The sequence below is a fragment of the Bartonella bennetti genome (assembly GCF_045945445.1).
GTDB lineage: Bacteria > Pseudomonadota > Alphaproteobacteria > Rhizobiales > Rhizobiaceae > Bartonella.
In genome coordinates, this window is sequence record NZ_CP174576.1 from 1336004 (window position 1) to 1354101 (window position 18098).

At 38.9% G+C, this 18098-nt stretch carries 17 protein-coding genes; 8 read left to right on the forward strand and 9 right to left on the reverse strand.

Going from position 1 to position 18098, the window contains the following annotated elements:
• Window positions 1-73 precede the first annotated feature (73 nt).
• The 4 genes from tolQ to tolB all read left to right on the forward strand — a co-directional run bounded on the left by tolQ (window position 74) and on the right by tolB (window position 3842).
• Complete coding sequence (tolQ, locus tag ACJTDF_RS06025) at window positions 74-787, forward strand: protein TolQ (protein ID WP_407965387.1); 714 nt, start codon at window positions 74-76, stop codon at window positions 785-787.
• 11 nt (window positions 788-798) lie between these two features.
• On the forward strand, window positions 799-1251 hold the full coding sequence (gene tolR, locus ACJTDF_RS06030) for a protein TolR (RefSeq protein ID WP_407965388.1): 453 nt from the start codon (window positions 799-801) through the stop codon (window positions 1249-1251).
• A 75-nt stretch (window positions 1252-1326) separates the two neighbouring features.
• Complete coding sequence (locus tag ACJTDF_RS06035; protein WP_407965389.1) at window positions 1327-2478, forward strand: cell envelope biogenesis protein TolA; 1152 nt, start codon at window positions 1327-1329, stop codon at window positions 2476-2478.
• Window positions 2479-2519: 41 nt separating this feature from the next.
• Window positions 2520-3842, forward strand: coding sequence for a Tol-Pal system beta propeller repeat protein TolB (tolB, locus tag ACJTDF_RS06040; RefSeq protein ID WP_407965390.1), 1323 nt, complete (start codon window positions 2520-2522; stop codon window positions 3840-3842).
• 274 nt (window positions 3843-4116) lie between these two features.
• Here the strand turns inward: tolB and ACJTDF_RS06045 are convergent, their stop codons facing one another.
• From ACJTDF_RS06045 to tkt, 4 genes are all read right to left on the reverse strand, one after another.
• On the reverse strand, window positions 4117-5148 hold the full coding sequence (locus ACJTDF_RS06045) for a class I fructose-bisphosphate aldolase (protein WP_407965391.1): 1032 nt from the start codon (window positions 5146-5148) through the stop codon (window positions 4117-4119).
• Between the two features lie 80 nt (window positions 5149-5228).
• Window positions 5229-6422, reverse strand: coding sequence for a phosphoglycerate kinase (locus ACJTDF_RS06050; protein WP_407965392.1), 1194 nt, complete (start codon window positions 6420-6422; stop codon window positions 5229-5231).
• Between the two features lie 227 nt (window positions 6423-6649).
• On the reverse strand, window positions 6650-7657 hold the full coding sequence (gene gap / locus ACJTDF_RS06055) for a type I glyceraldehyde-3-phosphate dehydrogenase (protein WP_407965393.1): 1008 nt from the start codon (window positions 7655-7657) through the stop codon (window positions 6650-6652).
• Window positions 7654-9660 carry a transketolase gene (gene tkt, locus ACJTDF_RS06060; protein WP_407965394.1) on the reverse strand — a complete coding sequence of 669 codons (2007 nt, stop codon included), beginning with the start codon at window positions 9658-9660 and terminating at the stop codon, window positions 7654-7656. Before tkt ends, gap begins: the two co-directional genes overlap by 4 nt.
• Before the next feature lie 310 nt (window positions 9661-9970).
• Here tkt and ACJTDF_RS06065 point away from each other — a divergent pair, with 310 nt between their 5' ends.
• Both ACJTDF_RS06065 and ACJTDF_RS06070 read left to right on the forward strand, forming a co-directional pair.
• Window positions 9971-10246, forward strand: coding sequence for a DUF4164 domain-containing protein (locus ACJTDF_RS06065; RefSeq protein ID WP_407965395.1), 276 nt, complete (start codon window positions 9971-9973; stop codon window positions 10244-10246).
• Between the two features lie 12 nt (window positions 10247-10258).
• Window positions 10259-10624 carry a cell division protein ZapA gene (locus tag ACJTDF_RS06070; RefSeq protein WP_407965396.1) on the forward strand — a complete coding sequence of 122 codons (366 nt, stop codon included), beginning with the start codon at window positions 10259-10261 and terminating at the stop codon, window positions 10622-10624.
• Between the two features lie 253 nt (window positions 10625-10877).
• Here ACJTDF_RS06070 and ACJTDF_RS06075 read toward each other — a convergent pair whose 3' ends face one another.
• Window positions 10878-11432: a DUF1036 domain-containing protein gene (locus ACJTDF_RS06075; protein WP_407965397.1), complete on the reverse strand. Its 555-nt coding sequence runs from the start codon at window positions 11430-11432 to the stop codon at window positions 10878-10880.
• Between the two features lie 297 nt (window positions 11433-11729).
• Between ACJTDF_RS06075 and ACJTDF_RS06080 the strand changes: the two genes are divergently transcribed.
• Complete coding sequence (locus ACJTDF_RS06080) at window positions 11730-11987, forward strand: DUF2312 domain-containing protein (protein ID WP_078680721.1); 258 nt, start codon at window positions 11730-11732, stop codon at window positions 11985-11987.
• Here ACJTDF_RS06080 and ACJTDF_RS06085 read toward each other — a convergent pair.
• From ACJTDF_RS06085 to ACJTDF_RS06095, 3 genes are all read right to left on the reverse strand, one after another.
• The gene (locus ACJTDF_RS06085) at window positions 11984-13807 is read right to left on the reverse strand and encodes an ABC-F family ATP-binding cassette domain-containing protein (RefSeq protein ID WP_407965398.1); all 1824 of its coding nucleotides are present in this window, start codon (window positions 13805-13807) and stop codon (window positions 11984-11986) included. The genes ACJTDF_RS06080 and ACJTDF_RS06085 overlap by 4 nt on opposite strands.
• A gap of 8 nt (window positions 13808-13815) precedes the next feature.
• Window positions 13816-14208: a hypothetical protein gene (locus tag ACJTDF_RS06090; RefSeq protein WP_407965399.1), complete on the reverse strand. Its 393-nt coding sequence runs from the start codon at window positions 14206-14208 to the stop codon at window positions 13816-13818.
• 128 nt (window positions 14209-14336) lie between these two features.
• Complete coding sequence (locus tag ACJTDF_RS06095) at window positions 14337-14972, reverse strand: thiamine diphosphokinase (protein ID WP_407965400.1); 636 nt, start codon at window positions 14970-14972, stop codon at window positions 14337-14339.
• A gap of 228 nt (window positions 14973-15200) precedes the next feature.
• Here ACJTDF_RS06095 and ACJTDF_RS06100 point away from each other — a divergent pair, with 228 nt between their 5' ends.
• Window positions 15201-16625 (forward strand): M48 family metalloprotease, encoded by a 1425-nt coding sequence (locus ACJTDF_RS06100; RefSeq protein WP_407965401.1) that lies wholly within the window; start codon window positions 15201-15203, stop codon window positions 16623-16625.
• Between the two features lie 70 nt (window positions 16626-16695).
• On the opposite strand, the gene ACJTDF_RS06105 is transcribed toward ACJTDF_RS06100, so the two are convergent.
• Window positions 16696-17607 (reverse strand): RNA polymerase factor sigma-32, encoded by a 912-nt coding sequence (locus ACJTDF_RS06105; protein WP_407965402.1) that lies wholly within the window; start codon window positions 17605-17607, stop codon window positions 16696-16698.
• Window positions 17608-18098: the final 491 nt, after the last annotated feature.

The following is an 18098-nucleotide window of genomic DNA, read 5'->3' on the forward strand; positions in this document are numbered from 1 at the left end:
TTAGAAACTATAAAACAATATGCTGTAATGGACTGTAAAGGAATAAATCTTTCATTGAAGAGGTTAAAAGATCATGGCACAAGTAGAATTTGCAAGTCCAGAAACAATAGGAATATTAAGCCTATTTATGCAAGCCAATTGGATTGTAAAGGCTGTTATGATTGGGTTGATTGTTGCTTCTATATGGAGCTGGGCTATTATTTTTGATAAGTTCATTTCTTATCGTCAAATACGACGTAATATCCACCATTTTGAGCGAAATTTTTGGTCAGGACAATCTTTGGAAGACCTTTATGCCACCTATAATAGTCAACGGAGCAACAGTATATCAATTGTTTTCCTCGCCGCAATGACGGAATGGAAAAAGTCACTCTCAAAAGGATCGCCCACATCCTTAAACCTCCAGTCTAGAATTGATAAGGCGATGGATTTAACCTTAGGGCGTGAAAGTGTAAAAATAGAATCACGATTAGGTTTTTTAGCAACTCTCGGATCGGCAGGTCCCTTCATTGGTTTATTTGGAACTGTTGTTGGAATTATGAATTCATTTCTTTCTATTTCTGCCTCTCAAAACACCTCGCTAGCGATCGTAGCTCCGGGCATTGCAGAAGCACTTTTAGCCACTGCAATTGGTTTGTTTGCAGCCATTCCTGCTGTTATTGCTTACAACAAATTGACAAGTGAAAGTGCACAGATTATAGCCAAAATAGAAAATTTTGCTGATGAATTTTCGACAATTGTGTCACGACGAATTGATGAAACAACATCCAGCAATTCATCCTTATAAAGAGGTGTGTTATGGGATTATCTGTTGCTTCTTCTGCTCACACAAGTACGCGTAGACGGTGCCGTTCGCGCACTCCTTTAATGAGCGAGATTAACGTCACACCTTTTGTCGATGTTATTTTAGTTTTATTGATTATTTTTATGGTATCCGCTCCTCTTTTGGTCAATGGTGTTCCTCTTGATCTTCCTCATAGCCAAGCAGGACCCGTGCAAATGGACAGTACACCCTTAACCGTTTCACTTGATGCCCAAGGGCGTTTAGCCATCAATCAAAACTACTATGACACAAAAGAAGCTTTGATTGACCATCTCAAGGCCTTATTAGCCGAGGATCCTACGAAAAAGAACAAACGTATTTTTGTCCGTGCCGCTAAAACTGTTGAATATCAACAAGTTTTGCAACTTTTAGCGCATATTCAAAAAGCAGGTTTTTCGCAGGTTGCTTTAGCCAGTCTCGGACAATAAATTCTCCATAAACTGTTGCATCATATATCTCAAAACTCCCTGCAAGAGTAAAAAACAAAACAGCAAGGCATACAAATGGAAAAAGGCTCTCATCACGGCATGAAGAAAAGTTTGGTTTTATCATTTGCACTGCACTTTATTCTTTTCAGCTGGGGAATAATACACTTCACTCCCTCTTCTTCTTTTATGCAACAAAGCTTAGAAATCGCTCCGATTACTTTATCTTCTCTTGACCAAGAGCTCGCTTTCCAAGAGGGCTCATCAAATGCTCCCCCTCTTGAAGACTCTGCTCCCAAACCAACAACACAACCAAAAGAAAAAGAAGATGCTCATCATTTTGGTGAAGGAATGATGGATCTTCAAGCTCCCTTTCAGCCAAAAGAAAAATTGCAACATATGGATGCAACACCTTCTTCTTTTGGACAACAAGAGGCATCGGACATCCCTGAATCATCCCTGAAAACAGAAAAATTTACAAAGACAGAAACAGAAGCCTTCCTTCATACAGAGTCAGAACTCATAAAGAATGAAATGAAAATACCGCCCCAAAAATCAGAATCAACAGACCAAATAGTTCCTCCGACAGCTTTAGAACAAATAGAACCCGAAGATCCTCTTCAGAAAACGCTAGAAGAACTTACTCAGGAAAAACCTCATGAATCGACACCAACAATGACGCTTCCAGACAATATTCCTTTGCCATCTTTCAAACCAAAGGAAAAGCCAGTTGAACCTTCTCATTTTGCAAAGGCACAAAAATCTCCTTCCAAAGGAGAACAAACGATTGAAGATATTTTGGCAATGGAAGAAACACATCTTATTAATCGTGCACGCACCCAAGGGGGTGGTGCAAAACGTTCCAACAAACCAGAAGCTCTAGGTGCGCGAAAAAATATTGGTGACTCCGCAAAAAAAGCGCAAACACTGGTTAATATTGTAGGAACCTGTATTCAACAAAAGCTCAAACTTGTTGCTATTGGGGGTAATTTGAGCAACCGCCCTGTCGTGCGTTTACAATTTCGTTTAAATAATAACGGAAATGTGATAGGCGAACCAAAGATTGATCCTCTGAAAGGTGAAGAAAGTCAGCTGACCATCATGACACAACAAGTTTATGCTGCTGTTTTTTCATGCCAACCCTATGAAAATCTTCCCCGTGATCAATATAATTTATGGGGGCAAGGTTTTGATTTTAATGTTGATCCTTTTCAAGAAACAACACCATAAAACAACAGTTTTTTCTATATCAAAGAAAGGATGAATACCATATGACTGTGATAAAACGTACAATTTCTTCCTTGTTTTTTTTCATTGTATATTTATGGTTTTTCGGTTTTTCATCTTCATATGCACAACTGAAAGGCACGATTGCAAAAGCTGATTTTAACCCCATCCCCATTGCCGTTGCGGATTTTCTTTCTCACGATTCATTAGGCATAAAAATTGCTGCTGTCATTGCAGCAGATCTGGAAAGATCAGGACTTTTTTTCCCCTTACAAAAATCTTCTTTTCCTGAAATATCTCCTAATCCCGATAAACAACCAAACTTTTCTGATTGGAAAAAAATAAACGCCCAAGGGTTAGTCACAGGAAAAGTTTACAGAGAAACAGATGGACGGCTTAAAGTTGAGTTCCGTTTATGGGATGTTGTCGGGAAACGACAAATCAAAGGACAACGCTTTTATACAGCAACGGAACGCTGGCGCCGTGTTGCACATATGATTGCAGATGAAATCTATAGCAAAATGACAGGTGAAAAGGGCTATTTTGATACCCGCATTGTATTTATTGATGAAACAGGACCCCATAATGCCCGTATCAAACGTTTAGCGATGATGGATCAAGATGGAGCAAATTTAATCTATCTTTCTGAGGGCAATGAGCTTGTCCTTACGCCACGCTTTTCTCCTAAGCGACAAGAAATCACTTATATGGCTTATGATAAAAACAAAACGCCTCATGTTTACCTTCATCAAATGGAAATAGGACAAAGAGAATTGATCGGAACCTTTGATAACATGACCATTGCCCCCCGCTTTTCTCCTAATGGACAAAAGGTTATTATGAGTTTGTTACAAAACGATGGAAGTGCCAATTTATATACGATGGATTTACGCACACGGCAAATGACCCGTTTAACAGCAACCAAAGCTATCGATACGTCAGCCTCTTATTCACCAGATGGCACTAAAATTGTTTTTTCTTCTGATCGTAGTGGAAAACCACAAATTTATACAATGAACGTAGACGGCAGTGATCTCCAACGTATTTCTTCTAATGAAGGAAGCTATTCCACTCCTATTTGGTCTCCGCGCGGGGATTATATCGCGTTCACAAAACAATTTCAGGGTCAATTTTCCATTGGTGTGATGCATCCTGATGGAAAAGGCGAGCGGATTTTAACAACAGGTTTCCATAATGAAGGTCCTACATGGGCTCCCAATGGCCGAGTACTCATGTTCTTTCGTCAAAATCCAGGAGAAGGCTCAAAAATTTACACAATTGATATTACCGGACGCAATGAACGCCTCTTGCGTACCCCAAATGATGCCTCTGATCCGGCATGGTCTCCTCTACTCAACACACAATAAAAAGGATAAAGATACTCTTCTCTTTTAAACTCTCAAGACTACTCTTATAGTCTGCACCCTCTTCTTCATACTCAACAGGGCTATATTAAGGGTGTTTCGGTCAAATAAATTCTCCCGATCAATACTGCCCAGACTCCGAAGAACGTTATTTGCTGAAGAGTAAATCTCTTGAGAAGAAGAAAAAAGCTTTATGCATCAAAGATCCCTGTCTATCATTTCCATCATAACAGACAGGGGTTGAAGAAAATGTACAATCTGTTTTTTTATTTTTGATTTATACACAAGACTGTTCTTGTTCTTTTGTCCACTGTCCTAAAGCCGCCAAATGGTTCATTCGCGCGCGATGATAAAAAGCCTTTTGTGCCGCAGCACTCTGTTCAGTTTTTCCGTCCCATGCTTTCAAAGCTGCAGCTTGTAATGCACGTCCATAAGAAAAAGTCAATTTCCAAGGTAAGAAACCTAAACTATTCATGGCAGACAAATGCGCTGTTGCTTCTTCATCAGATTGCCCTCCAGAAAGAAAAGCAATCCCCGGAACAGCAGCAGGAACAGTTTGTTTAAGGACACGAATTGTTTTTTCAGCGACTTCATCAACGGAAGCCTTGCGTGCGTCTTTGCCATCAATAACCATATTAGGTTTTAAAATCATGCCTTCCAAAATAACACGTGCTTGAAATAATTCTTCAAAGACTCTTTTTAAAACTGTTTGTGTTACTTCAAAACAGCGAGCAATTGAATGCTGACGCGACTGACCATCCATCAACACTTCAGGCTCCACAATTGGTACGAGACCAACTTCCTGACATAAAGCAGCATAGCGCGCCAAAGCTTGAGCATTTTGATTGATTGCACCTTTTGTTGGCAAAGAGTGTGCATCAATTGCAATTACCGCACGCCACTTAGCAAAACGCGCGCCCAAGGCATAATAATCCTTCAACCGCTCACGCAGACCATCCAATCCTTCTGTAATTGTCTCCTGAGGAAAAGCAGACAAAGGCTTAGCACCTGTATCAACTTTAATGCCTGGCACAGCACCAGTATTACGAATGAGATCTGTTAACATTTGCCCTGTTGATGCTTTTTGACGAATAGTTTCATCAAATAAAATCACACCAGAAATAGCCATTTCCATTGCTTCTTTTGCTGAAAACAACATTTCACGATAAGCCCGACGATTATCTTCGGTAGATTCTACACCAATGGATTCGAACCGTTTTCCAATCGTTGCTGTACTTTCATCGGCTGCTAAAATGCCTTTTCCCGGACGAACCAGAGATGCTGCAATATCTTCAAGACGCTCACTCATATAAAGCTCCTCTTTTTTCTACGCTCTAAAATCAATGACTGACTAGCACATTTGCCAAAGTCATTGGATGCTTTTTCCCTTCACACATGCTGAAGAGCAAGAATCCCAGGAAGACCTTTCCCTTCCATCCATTCTAAAAACGCCCCACCTGCCGTTGAAAGATAGGTAAAATCATTGGCAACACCTGCATGATTCAACGCAAAAACTGTATCTCCGCCTCCAGCAATGGATACCAATTGTCCCTGCTGACTGCGTTTTGCGACATACCGTGCTACCGCCACCGTTCCCTGATCAAAGGGAGACATTTCAAAAACGCCAAGCGGACCATTCCAGACAAGAGTTTTTGCCTTATCAATTGCTGCTTGAATATGCGCAAGAGAACGAGGACCAATATCCAAAATCATTCCTTCCTCAGGAATTTCCTCAAGAGCATAACACTGATGTGGTGTTTCTTTTTCAAAATGAAATCCAACAATGACATCCAAAGGTAAAAGGAGTGTACAGTGATTCTTATGTGCTTTTTCAATGATTTCTTTTATTGTTGCCATCAGCGTTTTTTCGCACAATGATTTACCAACAGAAACACCTTGTGCTGCTAGAAAACTATTGGCCATACCACCGCCAATAACCAAATAATCAACCTTTTCAACCAAATGATTAAGAACAAAAAGCTTACTAGAAACCTTAGCCCCTCCAACAACTGCTATTACTGGATGCGTTGGACAATCAAGCCCCTTCTCTAAGGCTTGCAATTCTTTCTGCAATGCCCTCCCTGCGTAAGAAGGTAACAAATGTGTAATCCCTTCTATTGAAGCATGAGCACGATGAGAAACAGAAAAAGCGTCATTCACATAAAGGTCCCCATTGTGCGCTAAAGCTTTAGCAAAAGAACGATCATTTTTTTCTTCTCCCGGATAAAACCGCACATTTTCAAGCAAAAGAATTTGCCCCTCCTGCACTGTATCCACTGCGCTCTGAGCGACATCTCCTATACAATCACTTGCAAACAAAACCGGCTGTTCTGTGATTTTTTCGAGGGCCTCAATGACGGGACGCACTGTAAATTCTGGAACAAATTGTCCTTTGGGACGACCACAATGAGACAGGATAATAACCTTAGCCCCACGCTTTTGAAGTTCGACAATTGTGTCTTTATGGCGTTCAATCCGTGTTGCATCGCACACTTGCCCCTTCAATATTGGAACATTGAAATCCACCCGCACCAGTACGCGTTTTCCTGTTACATCAACATCATCGAGTGTCTGAAATTTCATCCCTATTTTCTCTTCTTCTTTATCCTTGAAAACACTCTTCTTCCCTTCGACGGACACTGTTAACTCACTGTCATCAGTTCTTTATATTTTCAAAACCTTCATAGCACTTTTTCACCATTTTTCTTGCTTTAAAATATTTTTTGATGCTCTTAAAAAACATCAGATTTCTTTTTTCCAAAACACCCTCTTTATTTTATGGGACATAAAAAGGATCAAAAATCCTTCTTTCACAATGTCTTGGCAAAAGCTACAGCAGTATCACTCATCCGGTTTGAAAAACCCCACTCATTGTCGTACCAAACTAAAATGCGACACAATTTCCCATCAATCACTTTAGTTTGATCATTCTGAAAAATTGCTGAATGTGGATCATGATTAAAGTCACTGCTGACAAGTTTCTCTTCTGTATAATCCAAAATCCCTTTTAGATACCCTTTAGCAGCTGTACGAATAGCCGTATTAATTTCTTCAACAGTCGTAGAACGCTTAGCAGTAAACGTCAAATCCACAACAGAAACATTCGGTGTTGGAACCCGAATCGATACTCCATCTAACAAACCATTTAATTCTGGCAAAACCAGCCCCACTGCTTTAGCAGCCCCTGTTGATGTAGGAATCATAGAAAGAGCTGCTGCACGCGCACGATAAAGGTCCTTATGCATTGTATCTAAAACAGGTTGATCCCCGGTATAGGAATGAATCGTTGTCATAAACCCTTTTTCGATTCCAATTGCTTTATGAAGTACTTGTGCAACGGGAGCTAAGCAATTCGTTGTACAAGAAGCATTAGAAACAACACGGTGCTCTTTGCTCAACGCCTGATGATTGACTCCATATACCACGGTTAAATCAGCCCCTTCAGAAGGTGCAGAAACCAAAACACGCTTTGCCCCTGCCTCTAAATGAAGACATGCCTTATCACGCGCTGTAAAAAGCCCTGTACATTCAAGAACGATATCAATATCTAAAGACTTCCACGGTAATTTTGTCGGATCACGTTCAGCAATAACTTTAATTGCACCACACCCAACATCTAAACTATCCCCCACAACCTTAACAGGAGCAGGAAAACGCCCATGAACTGAATCGTAGCGCAATAAGTGAGCATTTGTTTCCACTGACCCTAAATCATTAAGGGCCACAATCTGAATATCTTGGCGTTTTTTTTCAACGATGGCTCGTAAAATATTACGTCCAATCCGTCCAAATCCATTAATTGCAACGCGAACACTCATATCATTACTTCCTTATTAATCTTTTCAAGCTTTTCTTTAACGATCGCCACAACAGCTTCATAGGTAATACCGAAGTGGTTATAGAGGGCATCACTTGGTCCACTTACACCAAATCCCTTCATTCCAATAAATACTCCGTCACAGCCAATAAAGCGCTCCCACCCTTGCTGAACAGCTGCTTCAACGGCAATTTTAATTGGAGCCTCACCAATTAATGCTTTTTGATATGCGGCAGATTGTTGTGCAAATAATTCAAAACAAGGGACAGAAACCACCCGTGTTGGAATCCCACTTTCTTCTAAAACAGCGTGTGCTTTGACAACAACATGCACCTCTGAACCAGAAGCAAATAGTGTAACTTGAGCATCATCACTGGCTGTTAATAATTCATATGCCCCAAACATACAGAGATTTTCTTTTGTATATTCTTGACGTACAAGAGGTAAATTTTGCCGACTTAAAGCCAAAGTAGAAGGTGTCTTTTTTGCCTTTAAAGCCAATTGCCAACATTCGAGTGTTTCAACAGCATCTGCCGGCCGGAAAACAAAATGATTCGGAAGCGCACGTAATGTTGCTAAATGCTCTATCGGCTGATGGGTAGGACCATCCTCACCCAAACCAATTGAATCATGGGTCATTACATAAATAACCCGTAATCCCATAAGAGATGACAAACGCATTGCAGGGCGCATATAGTCTGAAAAACATAAAAAGGTTCCACCATAAGGAATGAAGCCACCATAAAGCGCAAGACCATTCATCATCGCACTCATAGCATGTTCACGAATTCCATAATGGAGGTAGCGGCCCGAAAAATCATCTGCAGAGATAGCTTTCATCTGACTTGTTTTTGTATTATTAGATCCCGTGAGATCAGCAGAACCACCAATTGTTTCCTCAACAACCTCATTGATAACTTCCAGCGCCATTTCAGAGGCTTTACGAGTTGCAACAACAGGGCGATCAACAACTAATTTTTGTTTATAATCATCAATAACATTCTCAAAATTTCCAATGAGATCCCCCCGCATCAATCGATCAAACTCAGCCCGCTCTGAAACAGATAAAGCAAGTAATTTCTCTTCCCATTTTTTTCGTTTTTTTGCAGCATTCAAACCAGCCAAACGCCAACTATCAAGAATATCAGCTGGAACGACGAATGGTTCTTCTTCCCACTGCAAAGCTTTACGGGTTGCATCAATTTCTTTTGCTCCCAAAGGAGACCCATGAACCTTATTCGTTCCTCCTTTATTAGGCGCTCCAAAACCAATCGTTGTTTTACAGGCAATTAACGTTGGTTTATCAGAAGCTTGTGCAGCCTCAATAGCCCGCATTAAAGCAGTTTGGTTGTGCCCATTCACTTTGATAGTATTCCAGCCAGATGCTTTAAAACGCGCCATTTGATCTGTACTATCGGTTAATGAAATAGCCCCATCGATCGAAATATCGTTATCATCCCAAAACACAATCAGCTTATTGAGTTTTAAATGTCCTGCTAAGCTTATCGCCTCTTGAGAAATCCCTTCCATTAAACACCCATCGCCTACGAGAGCGTAAGTATAATGGCAAATCAACTCCCCAAAACGGGCATTAAGTAAGCGTTCTCCCAGTGCCATTCCCACAGCATTAGCAAGCCCTTGGCCAAGAGGGCCAGTCGTTGTTTCAACCCCAGCGACATGCCCATATTCTGGATGACCAGCGAGTTTAGATCCTATTTGGCGAAAATTGCGCAAATCCTCACAAGAAACATCCTCATAACCAGAAAGATACAATACAGCATACAGCAACATTGAACCATGCCCTGCTGATAAGACAAAGCGATCGCGGTTAGGCCAACGCGGATTTTGGGGATCATAGGCTAAAAATTTTGTGTAAAGAACAGTAACAATATCCGCAGCTCCCATTGGTAAACCCGGATGACCAGAATTGGCTGCTTCAATTGCATCAATAGCAAGAAAACGAATAGCATGAGCCATTTGATTTTGTTTTTCGTTATTTGTCATAAATGATAGACCACTTTTTTGTAAAACTTACTCTTATTTTAATCATTCTTTATGCCGTTCTTATGCCGTTAATTATTAAAATATGCGTACACTCTGCACCTCTACCTCATATAAACAAAAATATCATCTTTCTCTATAACCCTTATGCACACCACACTTCTGCCTATAATGTCAAATAATCCAGCCTTTAATTCACATCAATCTTCTGCTTTGCTTGCTAAAATAGCCTATATCTTTAAAAATGAAGAAGATACAAAAAAATATAAGTGATTCGTTTTTGCATAAATGACTGTTAAGGAATACACTCATTATGAACCAAGAGACTGTTATTTTACCACAAGCTCTAGAACAATTGGAAAAAGCACTCAGAAATTTAGAAGTCGCTGTTATCAATCACAATACTATTATTGACAAAAATAACGAATGGGAAGAGGAAATTCAACGAATGAATGCTGATCGTAGTCGTCTTGCTCAAGAACTTGATAAAGCCGAAGCGCACACAGAACGGTTGACCCTAGTCAATAAAGATATTTCCAAACGACTGATTAAAGTTATGGAAACAATTCGTATTGTGATTGATCGATAAAGGTTTAAACAAATGGAAACCGTTTCTGTCACAATTGATGGCAAAATTTATCGTATGGCCTGTGATGCAGGGCAAGAAGAGTACCTCACTCAGCTCGCTGCTAAATTGGATCAATATATTGTACATCTTAAAAAAAACTTTGGTGAAATTGGTGATCAGCGTCTCTCCCTTATGGCTGGTATTATGATCATGGATGAAATGGAAGAAATAAAACGAGAAAATAAAAAACTACAAGAAAGTTATAAAGCTCTTCTCCAAAAAAATGAGACAAGAGACCGCATGATGGATAAAATTGTCATAGAAACAACGAAAAGAATTGAAAAGATCACCCATCAATTGCTCAAAGAAAATAAAGAGAAGACTTCTCTACAGGAATAAAGATAAAATAACGCTTGTCCTGATCTTTAAAGAACTGCGCCAGCACATAAACAAGGAACACAGTAAGAACAAGGGGGATCCAGTGAACCTCCCCTCTCGACCAAGAGAAAAGTCTTTGCTTCCTTCAACACTCTCTTACATTAAGAATCAAGCTTTTATCCCAGCTTTAAAAAATTTATCACTCATTAAGATTAAGAGTGCCCAAAATATCCTCAAGAGGAGAAACGATTTCCACTTTATGCAATGATATATTTTATGACGACGATTTTGAAGGCACAAATGTAGGAGCAGAAACAGAGTTAGGTATAGAAAGAGGCTTAGCAGAAGGTGCAAATATGGGTGTAGATGGAACCTTAGATATAGAGGCGGATTTGGGTGCAATTGAATCGTGCAATACAGGCTCATCGGTTAACTGCACCATCCAATTGGTTTGATCACCGGTATCAATCTCTTCAAACTCAACCCTTTGAAACCCTCTTACAAAACAATTATGAATTCCTTCAATCGTAAATTGACTATCTTGCACACACATCATAACTTTCCCTATCCCACTCCCTTTTTTTCGAGTGTTTTCGACATATAAATAATAAAATCGTGATTCAAGGGGGCCATCGATCAAAGTTTTACACTCTGTTGTTGGAATAATCCACCAACCTTCACTCACCCAATTTGAAACCGTACGATAGCCAATAGCGATACCAACAGACTCTTGCGTTGTATTACAAACTCGAAAATCAGCTTTTGCACACTCAAAAGCAGAGAACAAAAAAAGAATATTTAAGAATAAAATTCTAAGCGCTTTTAACACAGCTCTTGCTCCTTGTAGTCATTTTAAAATTCAGAAGTTCAATTTCACAAGGTAAATATTTAAAATAAAATATCCATTTTTTCTCTTTTTTCACAATTATAGCGCCCTATATAGTTCTTTCCATCTTTTTCCACTTCCTGATATCTTTCATCAACGTAAACAGCTCGTTTATACAAAAAAATTAAAGTCAATGTGTAAAAAAGAATGTAGAGCTTGACTCTCTACCCCTTCTTAAGGCATCTCCAATAATAGTTTATTATTAAAAGTCCAACAAACGATATATTCGGAGAGAATGCGATGAGCGATGTGCTTGATACTACACAAGCTATATCCGTCAATCAATTGCGTAGTTTTATCGAACGGATTGAACGGTTAGAAGAAGAAAAAAAAACAATTTCTGATGACATCAAAGATGTGTATACGGAGCTTAAAGGATCTGGTTTTGACAGTAAAGCAGTCCGTAGCATCATAAGACTCCGCAAGAAAGAAGATCATGAACGAATTGAAGAAGAAGCAATAATCCAGCTTTATAAAAATGCCTTGGGCATGACTTAATCGGTGATACGCTTTTGTTCTATTTCTTCACGTAAAAGTTCAAGTTCTAGCCATTCTTCCTCTTTTTGCGCACAGAGTTTTTTCTTCTCTTCCAGTGCTACGGTTAAATCTTCAAAACGATTTTTATCACAACAATAAAGCGCTGGATCAGTAAGAGAATCTTCAATTTTCTTGATTTCATTCTGCAAAGCAGCAATCTGTTCTGGTAATTTTTCCAAAGCATATGTTTGTTTATAGGATAGTTTACGTGGTGCTGTTTTTGTACGCAATAATGGTTGTTTTTTCTGCCCCAAAGTTGTTAATTTTTGCGACTCTTTACGCAAAGAAAGTGCAGCTTTTTTTATTTGCACCTCCATATCACTATACCCCCCAGCATATAAAACCCAGTGGCCATCTCCCTGAGGCGCCAATATATGAGATACAGTTCGATCTAAAAAATCTCTATCGTGACTTACTAACAAAACTGTTCCAGGAAAATCAGCAATAAATTCTTGCAAAAGATCAAGGGTTTCCATATCAAGATCATTGGTAGGTTCATCTAAAATTAAAAAATTTGCAGGCTGGGATAAAAGACGTGCCAACATTAAACGGGCTCTTTCACCGCCTGATAATTCCTTCAACGGTGTGCGTGCTTGTTCTGGTAAAAACAAAAAATCTTTCATATAAGAAACAACATGTTTCTCCTGCCCATTAATCAAAAGAGTATCCCCTCTGCCTCCCGTTAAATACTGCGCTAATGTTTCTTCTTCATTGACAGTACGCTGTTGATCAAGTAGAGCTATCGATAAATTATATCCCCGCTTTATGATTCCATGATCTGCAGCTTCCTGCCCTATCAAAACAGAAAGCAATGTTGTTTTTCCAACACCGTTTCGACCAACTAAGCCTACTCTATCCCCCCGTTGAAGGCGCCATGAAAAATCCTTAACAAGGATACGATCACCATAAGACTTTGAAATCTTCCTAGCTTCCAACACAAGTTGCCCAGATTCTTGATTTTTAGATGCCTCAAACGATGCATTTCCTAGAGGCCCTTTATAATTCTGAGAACGCTGACGCAAGTCCTTTAACGCTCCCAACCGCCGTACATTGCGCTTGCGTCGTGCAGTAACTCCATAACGCAACCATTGTTCTTCTCGTTCAATCTGACGGTTCAATTTATGCTGATCACGTGCTTCCTCCTCGAGGACTTTATCACGCCACTTTTCAAATTCAGAAAAAGGCTTTTCAACCCTTTTAGCTGTGCCCCTATCAATCCAAACTGTTGAGCGCGTCACCGTTTCCAAAAACCTCCGATCATGCGAAATAACCACAATCGCTGACCGTAAAGAACATAACATTCCCTCCAGCCACTCAATCGTTGGTAAATCAAGATGATTGGTCGGTTCATCCAACAATAAAATATCTGGTTGCACTGCAATTGCTTGTAATAATGAGAGACGGCGTTTTTCTCCTCCAGAAAGCGTTTCTCCATTTTCTGTACCCGAAAAACCAAAATTGCCCAAAAGAGTTTTCACCCATTGTCTATCATGGGTCTCATTTAAACCAGCTTGTATATAAGCGTTAACATCATCAAATCCTGAAAAATCAGGATTTTGCGACACATAATATAGCGTCGCCAGAGGGTGGCGAAAAACTTCGCCTCCACTCGGTTCTAATAATCCGGCAGCAATTTTTAAAAGTGTCGATTTTCCACACCCATTACGGCCCACAAGAGCTATACGCTCACCTTGACCAACTGATAAACTCACCTGATTGAGTAAAGGATGTCCTCCAAAGGTTAAGAAAATACGATCAAGCCGCAGAAGTGGGATAGCCATTCAAATTATTAATGGCAAGGGGCCTGATAACGTTTCCCTCTTTGATCAGTATAAGTGCACAATTGTGGCGTCTGAGAAGCACAAGGTGCTTTATACACATAACCTTTTCCATCACTATAGGTGCATAAACCAGACTGTTGAATTACTCTCTGATGTAACCTTTTCTTTTGATTTTTTTTCTGAACTGCAGCAACACCTGTTACTGTTCCTGCAATAGCACCAACAGCTGCACCTGTCGTTACTGATCCAAGTGTTCCACCACCAATTGCTGAACCTGCTAAAGCGCCTAATGCAGCACCACCAACACCGTATTCTGAAATTTTTCGTTCAGAAACTGTACACGCCGTCGAACTTAACCCAACAACTGCAATAACTGCCATTGTTAAAACTGGTTTTAACATATTAAACCCTTTCTTTCTCTACTTTTTCTTTCTCTACTTTAAAGATTAAAATCACGTTATACTATTATATAGTCCCCTTACTTTTCCTGCTTCTATCTTTTCATTTCACTTTATACATACAAAAAACTCTAAGACACAGGTACAGACGCCAATAATATAGCTTTACCAGAACACAAATGACAACAAAAAGTTCCACAAATATGGTTAGAGAGTGTTAGAGAAGACCCAAAAGACACATTTTTATCTAATAATGGCCACTTAACCCCTGACATCGTTAAACCCTGTAAATCAGAAAATCCAATAATACTAAAAAGACACCCATTCGGCAAATCACAAGAAAAAGATTGTGGTATAATTGGCCATCCTTCTTCATAACCACTGGTTAATAACACTGAAATACCTTTCTCTGCCATTGCAATTGCTTGAGTCATATGAGACAAAACATGATCACTTCTCTCTCCTCCAAAAGCACCGCATAAAATAAGTCGTTGAGCACCTTCCTGCAAAGCACGCTCACAAGCCAATGCACTATCAGTTGCATCCTTCTCAGGAGGGAAAAATTCCTGTGTAATATGACTATATTTCTGCAGTAAATCTTGATCAGAAGAATCAAAATCCCCTAACCATAATTCAGGCACAACACATAATGCTTCAGCATGACGTATCCCACCATCAGCAGCAATTATGCGACTATCATAAATTTGGTCACGCAAACGTTGAGTAATGCAAATGTCCCCATTTAACAATATTGTAAATGTTTTCATGCTATATTACGCCTTTTATAAAACGCCCTTTAATATATTACTGCTATAGATTATAATCATGAAGACATCTAAAGAATCCTTTATAAAAATTCTTAAGTATAAAATGCATACAAAATCTTAAAGCTAAAATAATAAAAAATGAGAAAAGCAATGATTCGAGGGTTTAGATTTTTTCAAAAAAATTTCTTTTCCTACCATATAATTTATAGAATATTTCTCGTAAGCTTCTTGCTTTTCCTTGTAGCGTGCCAAACAAAATTTAAATGGAATAATCGCTTACATCCTTCAGACTTCCCTATAAAAACTGCTGATTCCAGCAACAACGACGTTTATGCTACATTGGGTGCTGCACAACATCCCCGCATCTTAAAAACCTATGGCGATGAATATAATAATCCAAAACTTGAGCGTATGTTAGCAAAAATTATAGGAAAACTCGTTGCCGTTTCACATAACCCCAATCAAACCTATCATGTCACAATTTTAAACTCAGCCCATGTGAATGCATTTGCTTTACCCGGTGGTTATATTTATGTAACCCGTGGAATGTTAGCACTCGCTAATGACTCTTCAGAAGTTGCGGCTGTCTTAGCACATGAAATAGCACATATTACAGCTAATCATGGTATCTTGCGCTTACAAAAAAAAGTAGAATTAAAACACATGAATAGCGCTTCCTCACATGTTAAATTACCCTCTGAAGGAAAATCGGACAACACTGTAAAAAATCAACAAACTCTAGCTCAATTTTCAAGGGATCAGGAACTTGAAGCTGACGCCATTGGAATTGAAATGCTTCATCGCGCTGGATATGATTCATTCGCTTTTCCACGCTTTTTGCAATCAATGGAAGCCTATCAAGCTTTTCGCAACATCTCGGGAGCTACAAATGATTCATTAGACTTTTTAGCACATCATCCTACAACCCCGCAACGAATTCGCCTTGCTATCAATAAAGCCCGTAAAATAAGCGCATCTGATCCTCAAACTAAAAATACTGATCGCGATACCTTTCTTAATGGCATCGATAACATGATCTTTGGTGGCAACTCTGATACAGGATATATCAGAGAAAATAAATTTGTTCATCCAAAATGGGGCATCACTTTCTCTGTCCCAACCAATTTTACCATAAACAATTCTTCCCCAGCTGTCATTGCAAGTGGTCCCGATAAAATTGCAATTCGTTTTGATGCCATCCCTTTTCCCACGAACATATCTGCAAGTGATTACTTGAAAAGCGGTTGGGTAGCTGGACTTGATGAAGCCTCTGTCCATCCCATAACAATTCAAGGCTTACCTGCAGCCCATGCCTATGCAACTAACGAACAATGGCAATTTTATATAGCTGTTATTCCCATCAAAAATCGTGTTTTCCGCTTTCTAACAGCAGCCCCTCATCATTCCAAAAATTTTGAAGCTATCGCCAAAAATACAGCCCAAAGTTTTCACTTCCTTTCCTCTCAAGAGCTGAGAAAATTACCCCCTTTAAGAATCCGTATTGTCTCTGTTCAACATAAAGACACAGTTTTAAGCCTTTCAGATAAAATGCAAGATACACCACACAAAGAAAAACTCTTTCGCTTGATTAATGGGCTTTCACCAACGCAAGCTCTTCTTGAAGGATCACGTGTTAAAATCATTTCTGAATGAATACATAAAATATATTTTTCCTCCTCATTAAACAATGATCTTTTCGATTTTTTCAAAGAAGAATCCATACTTATACTTGATAAACTTCTGCAGAATTCACTGTTAACAAAGCACAACGAAGCTTTTGCAAAGCCCGCGCTTCAATTTGGCGTACACGTTCTTTTGAAATCCCCAATTTTTCACCGAGTACTTCTAAGGTTGCACCCTCTTCATTTAAGCGGCGGAAACGAATAATTTCGAGTTCTCGTTCATTGAGGATTTTTAAAGCCTCATAAAGCCATTGTGACCGCCGCTGTCCATCAATTACTTGCTCAATCACAGCATCAGGAAGAGGATGATCATCTATTAAAGAATCCATTTTAGCAATTGGTGTTTCACCACTCTCAGAAATAGAAAGACTTAATGAATTATCCGTCCCAGAAAAACGGAAATCCATTTTTTCAACATCAGTCACTGAAACCCCAAGCTTTTCAGAAATAGCAGAAAAAATTTCTTGTTTGGTCAAAGTATTATCATCTTGCGCTAATTTAGCGCGCAAACGCCGAAGATTAAAGAAGAGTGCTTTTTGCGAAGAACTCGTTCCTCCTCGAACAATTGACCAATTCCGTAAAATATAATCTTGAATAGAAGCCCTTATCCACCAAGTTGCATAGGTTGAAAAACGCACCTCACGATCAGGATCAAAACGTGCAGCCGCTTCTAAGAGCCCAACATATCCTTCTTGAACTAAATCCCCTAAGGGCATTTTAAAACGTTTAAAACGACTAGCAATTGAAATAACCAAACGCATATGAGCAGCTGCAATCTGATGCATAGCATCATCATCACGTTTGTCTTTCCATCGCAGTGCTAAATCATGCTCTTTTTTTCGTTCAAGATATGGCGCCCGCATTGCAGAACGCATCATATTACGTCCTAAACTTGTATCAATATCATTAGAATTTTTACTGCTTTTATACACAACATGTGAATGACTACTCATAATAATTCCTTGCGATTAAAATTATTTTTTAAGTTGTTTTGACAACGACATCATTATTCGCCCTAACAAACTCTAAAGTTGTTTACTTTATAAAAAACTACTTTAACGTGTATTTTTATAATCGCAATTGTTTTTTTACTTTGACCCCAAAACTTATTATAAAAAATAAAATTTATTTCTTTACACAGAGGTTTTTACATATAAAATGCCTGAAAATGCTTGTTTTTTAACAACGCAATCAAATAAAAAGAAAAAAACCAAAAAGGATAAATGAAATAGATCAAAAGGGATAAATAAAATAGAAATGAGTGTCTTCTATCACTCACTTTAACTGTGAAATAAAAGTTTAACTTTAAAGTTAACCCCTATAATTACAATTAAAAGTTGTATGGTATATTGATAAGAAAATTTCAAAAATGAAATAAAATCTCCAAAATTTAAATACCTGCAAAAAGAGACTAAGAACACATTGAAGCAAGTACAATAAACAT

Coding starts and splice junctions, on each gene's coding strand:
- tolQ (WP_407965387.1), top strand. CDS start 74: ATGGCACAAGTAGAATTTGCAAGTCCAGAAACAATAGGAATATTAAGC.
- tolR (WP_407965388.1), top strand. CDS start 799: ATGGGATTATCTGTTGCTTCTTCTGCTCACACAAGTACGCGTAGACGG.
- ACJTDF_RS06035 (WP_407965389.1), top strand. CDS start 1,327: ATGGAAAAAGGCTCTCATCACGGCATGAAGAAAAGTTTGGTTTTATCA.
- tolB (WP_407965390.1), top strand. CDS start 2,520: ATGACTGTGATAAAACGTACAATTTCTTCCTTGTTTTTTTTCATTGTA.
- ACJTDF_RS06045 (WP_407965391.1), bottom strand. CDS start 5,148: ATGAGTGAGCGTCTTGAAGATATTGCAGCATCTCTGGTTCGTCCGGGA.
- ACJTDF_RS06050 (WP_407965392.1), bottom strand. CDS start 6,422: ATGAAATTTCAGACACTCGATGATGTTGATGTAACAGGAAAACGCGTA.
- gap (WP_407965393.1), bottom strand. CDS start 7,657: ATGAGTGTTCGCGTTGCAATTAATGGATTTGGACGGATTGGACGTAAT.
- tkt (WP_407965394.1), bottom strand. CDS start 9,660: ATGACAAATAACGAAAAACAAAATCAAATGGCTCATGCTATTCGTTTT.
- ACJTDF_RS06065 (WP_407965395.1), top strand. CDS start 9,971: ATGAACCAAGAGACTGTTATTTTACCACAAGCTCTAGAACAATTGGAA.
- ACJTDF_RS06070 (WP_407965396.1), top strand. CDS start 10,259: ATGGAAACCGTTTCTGTCACAATTGATGGCAAAATTTATCGTATGGCC.
- ACJTDF_RS06080 (WP_078680721.1), top strand. CDS start 11,730: ATGAGCGATGTGCTTGATACTACACAAGCTATATCCGTCAATCAATTG.
- ACJTDF_RS06085 (WP_407965398.1), bottom strand. CDS start 13,807: ATGGCTATCCCACTTCTGCGGCTTGATCGTATTTTCTTAACCTTTGGA.
- ACJTDF_RS06090 (WP_407965399.1), bottom strand. CDS start 14,208: ATGTTAAAACCAGTTTTAACAATGGCAGTTATTGCAGTTGTTGGGTTA.
- ACJTDF_RS06095 (WP_407965400.1), bottom strand. CDS start 14,972: ATGAAAACATTTACAATATTGTTAAATGGGGACATTTGCATTACTCAA.
- ACJTDF_RS06105 (WP_407965402.1), bottom strand. CDS start 17,607: ATGAGTAGTCATTCACATGTTGTGTATAAAAGCAGTAAAAATTCTAAT.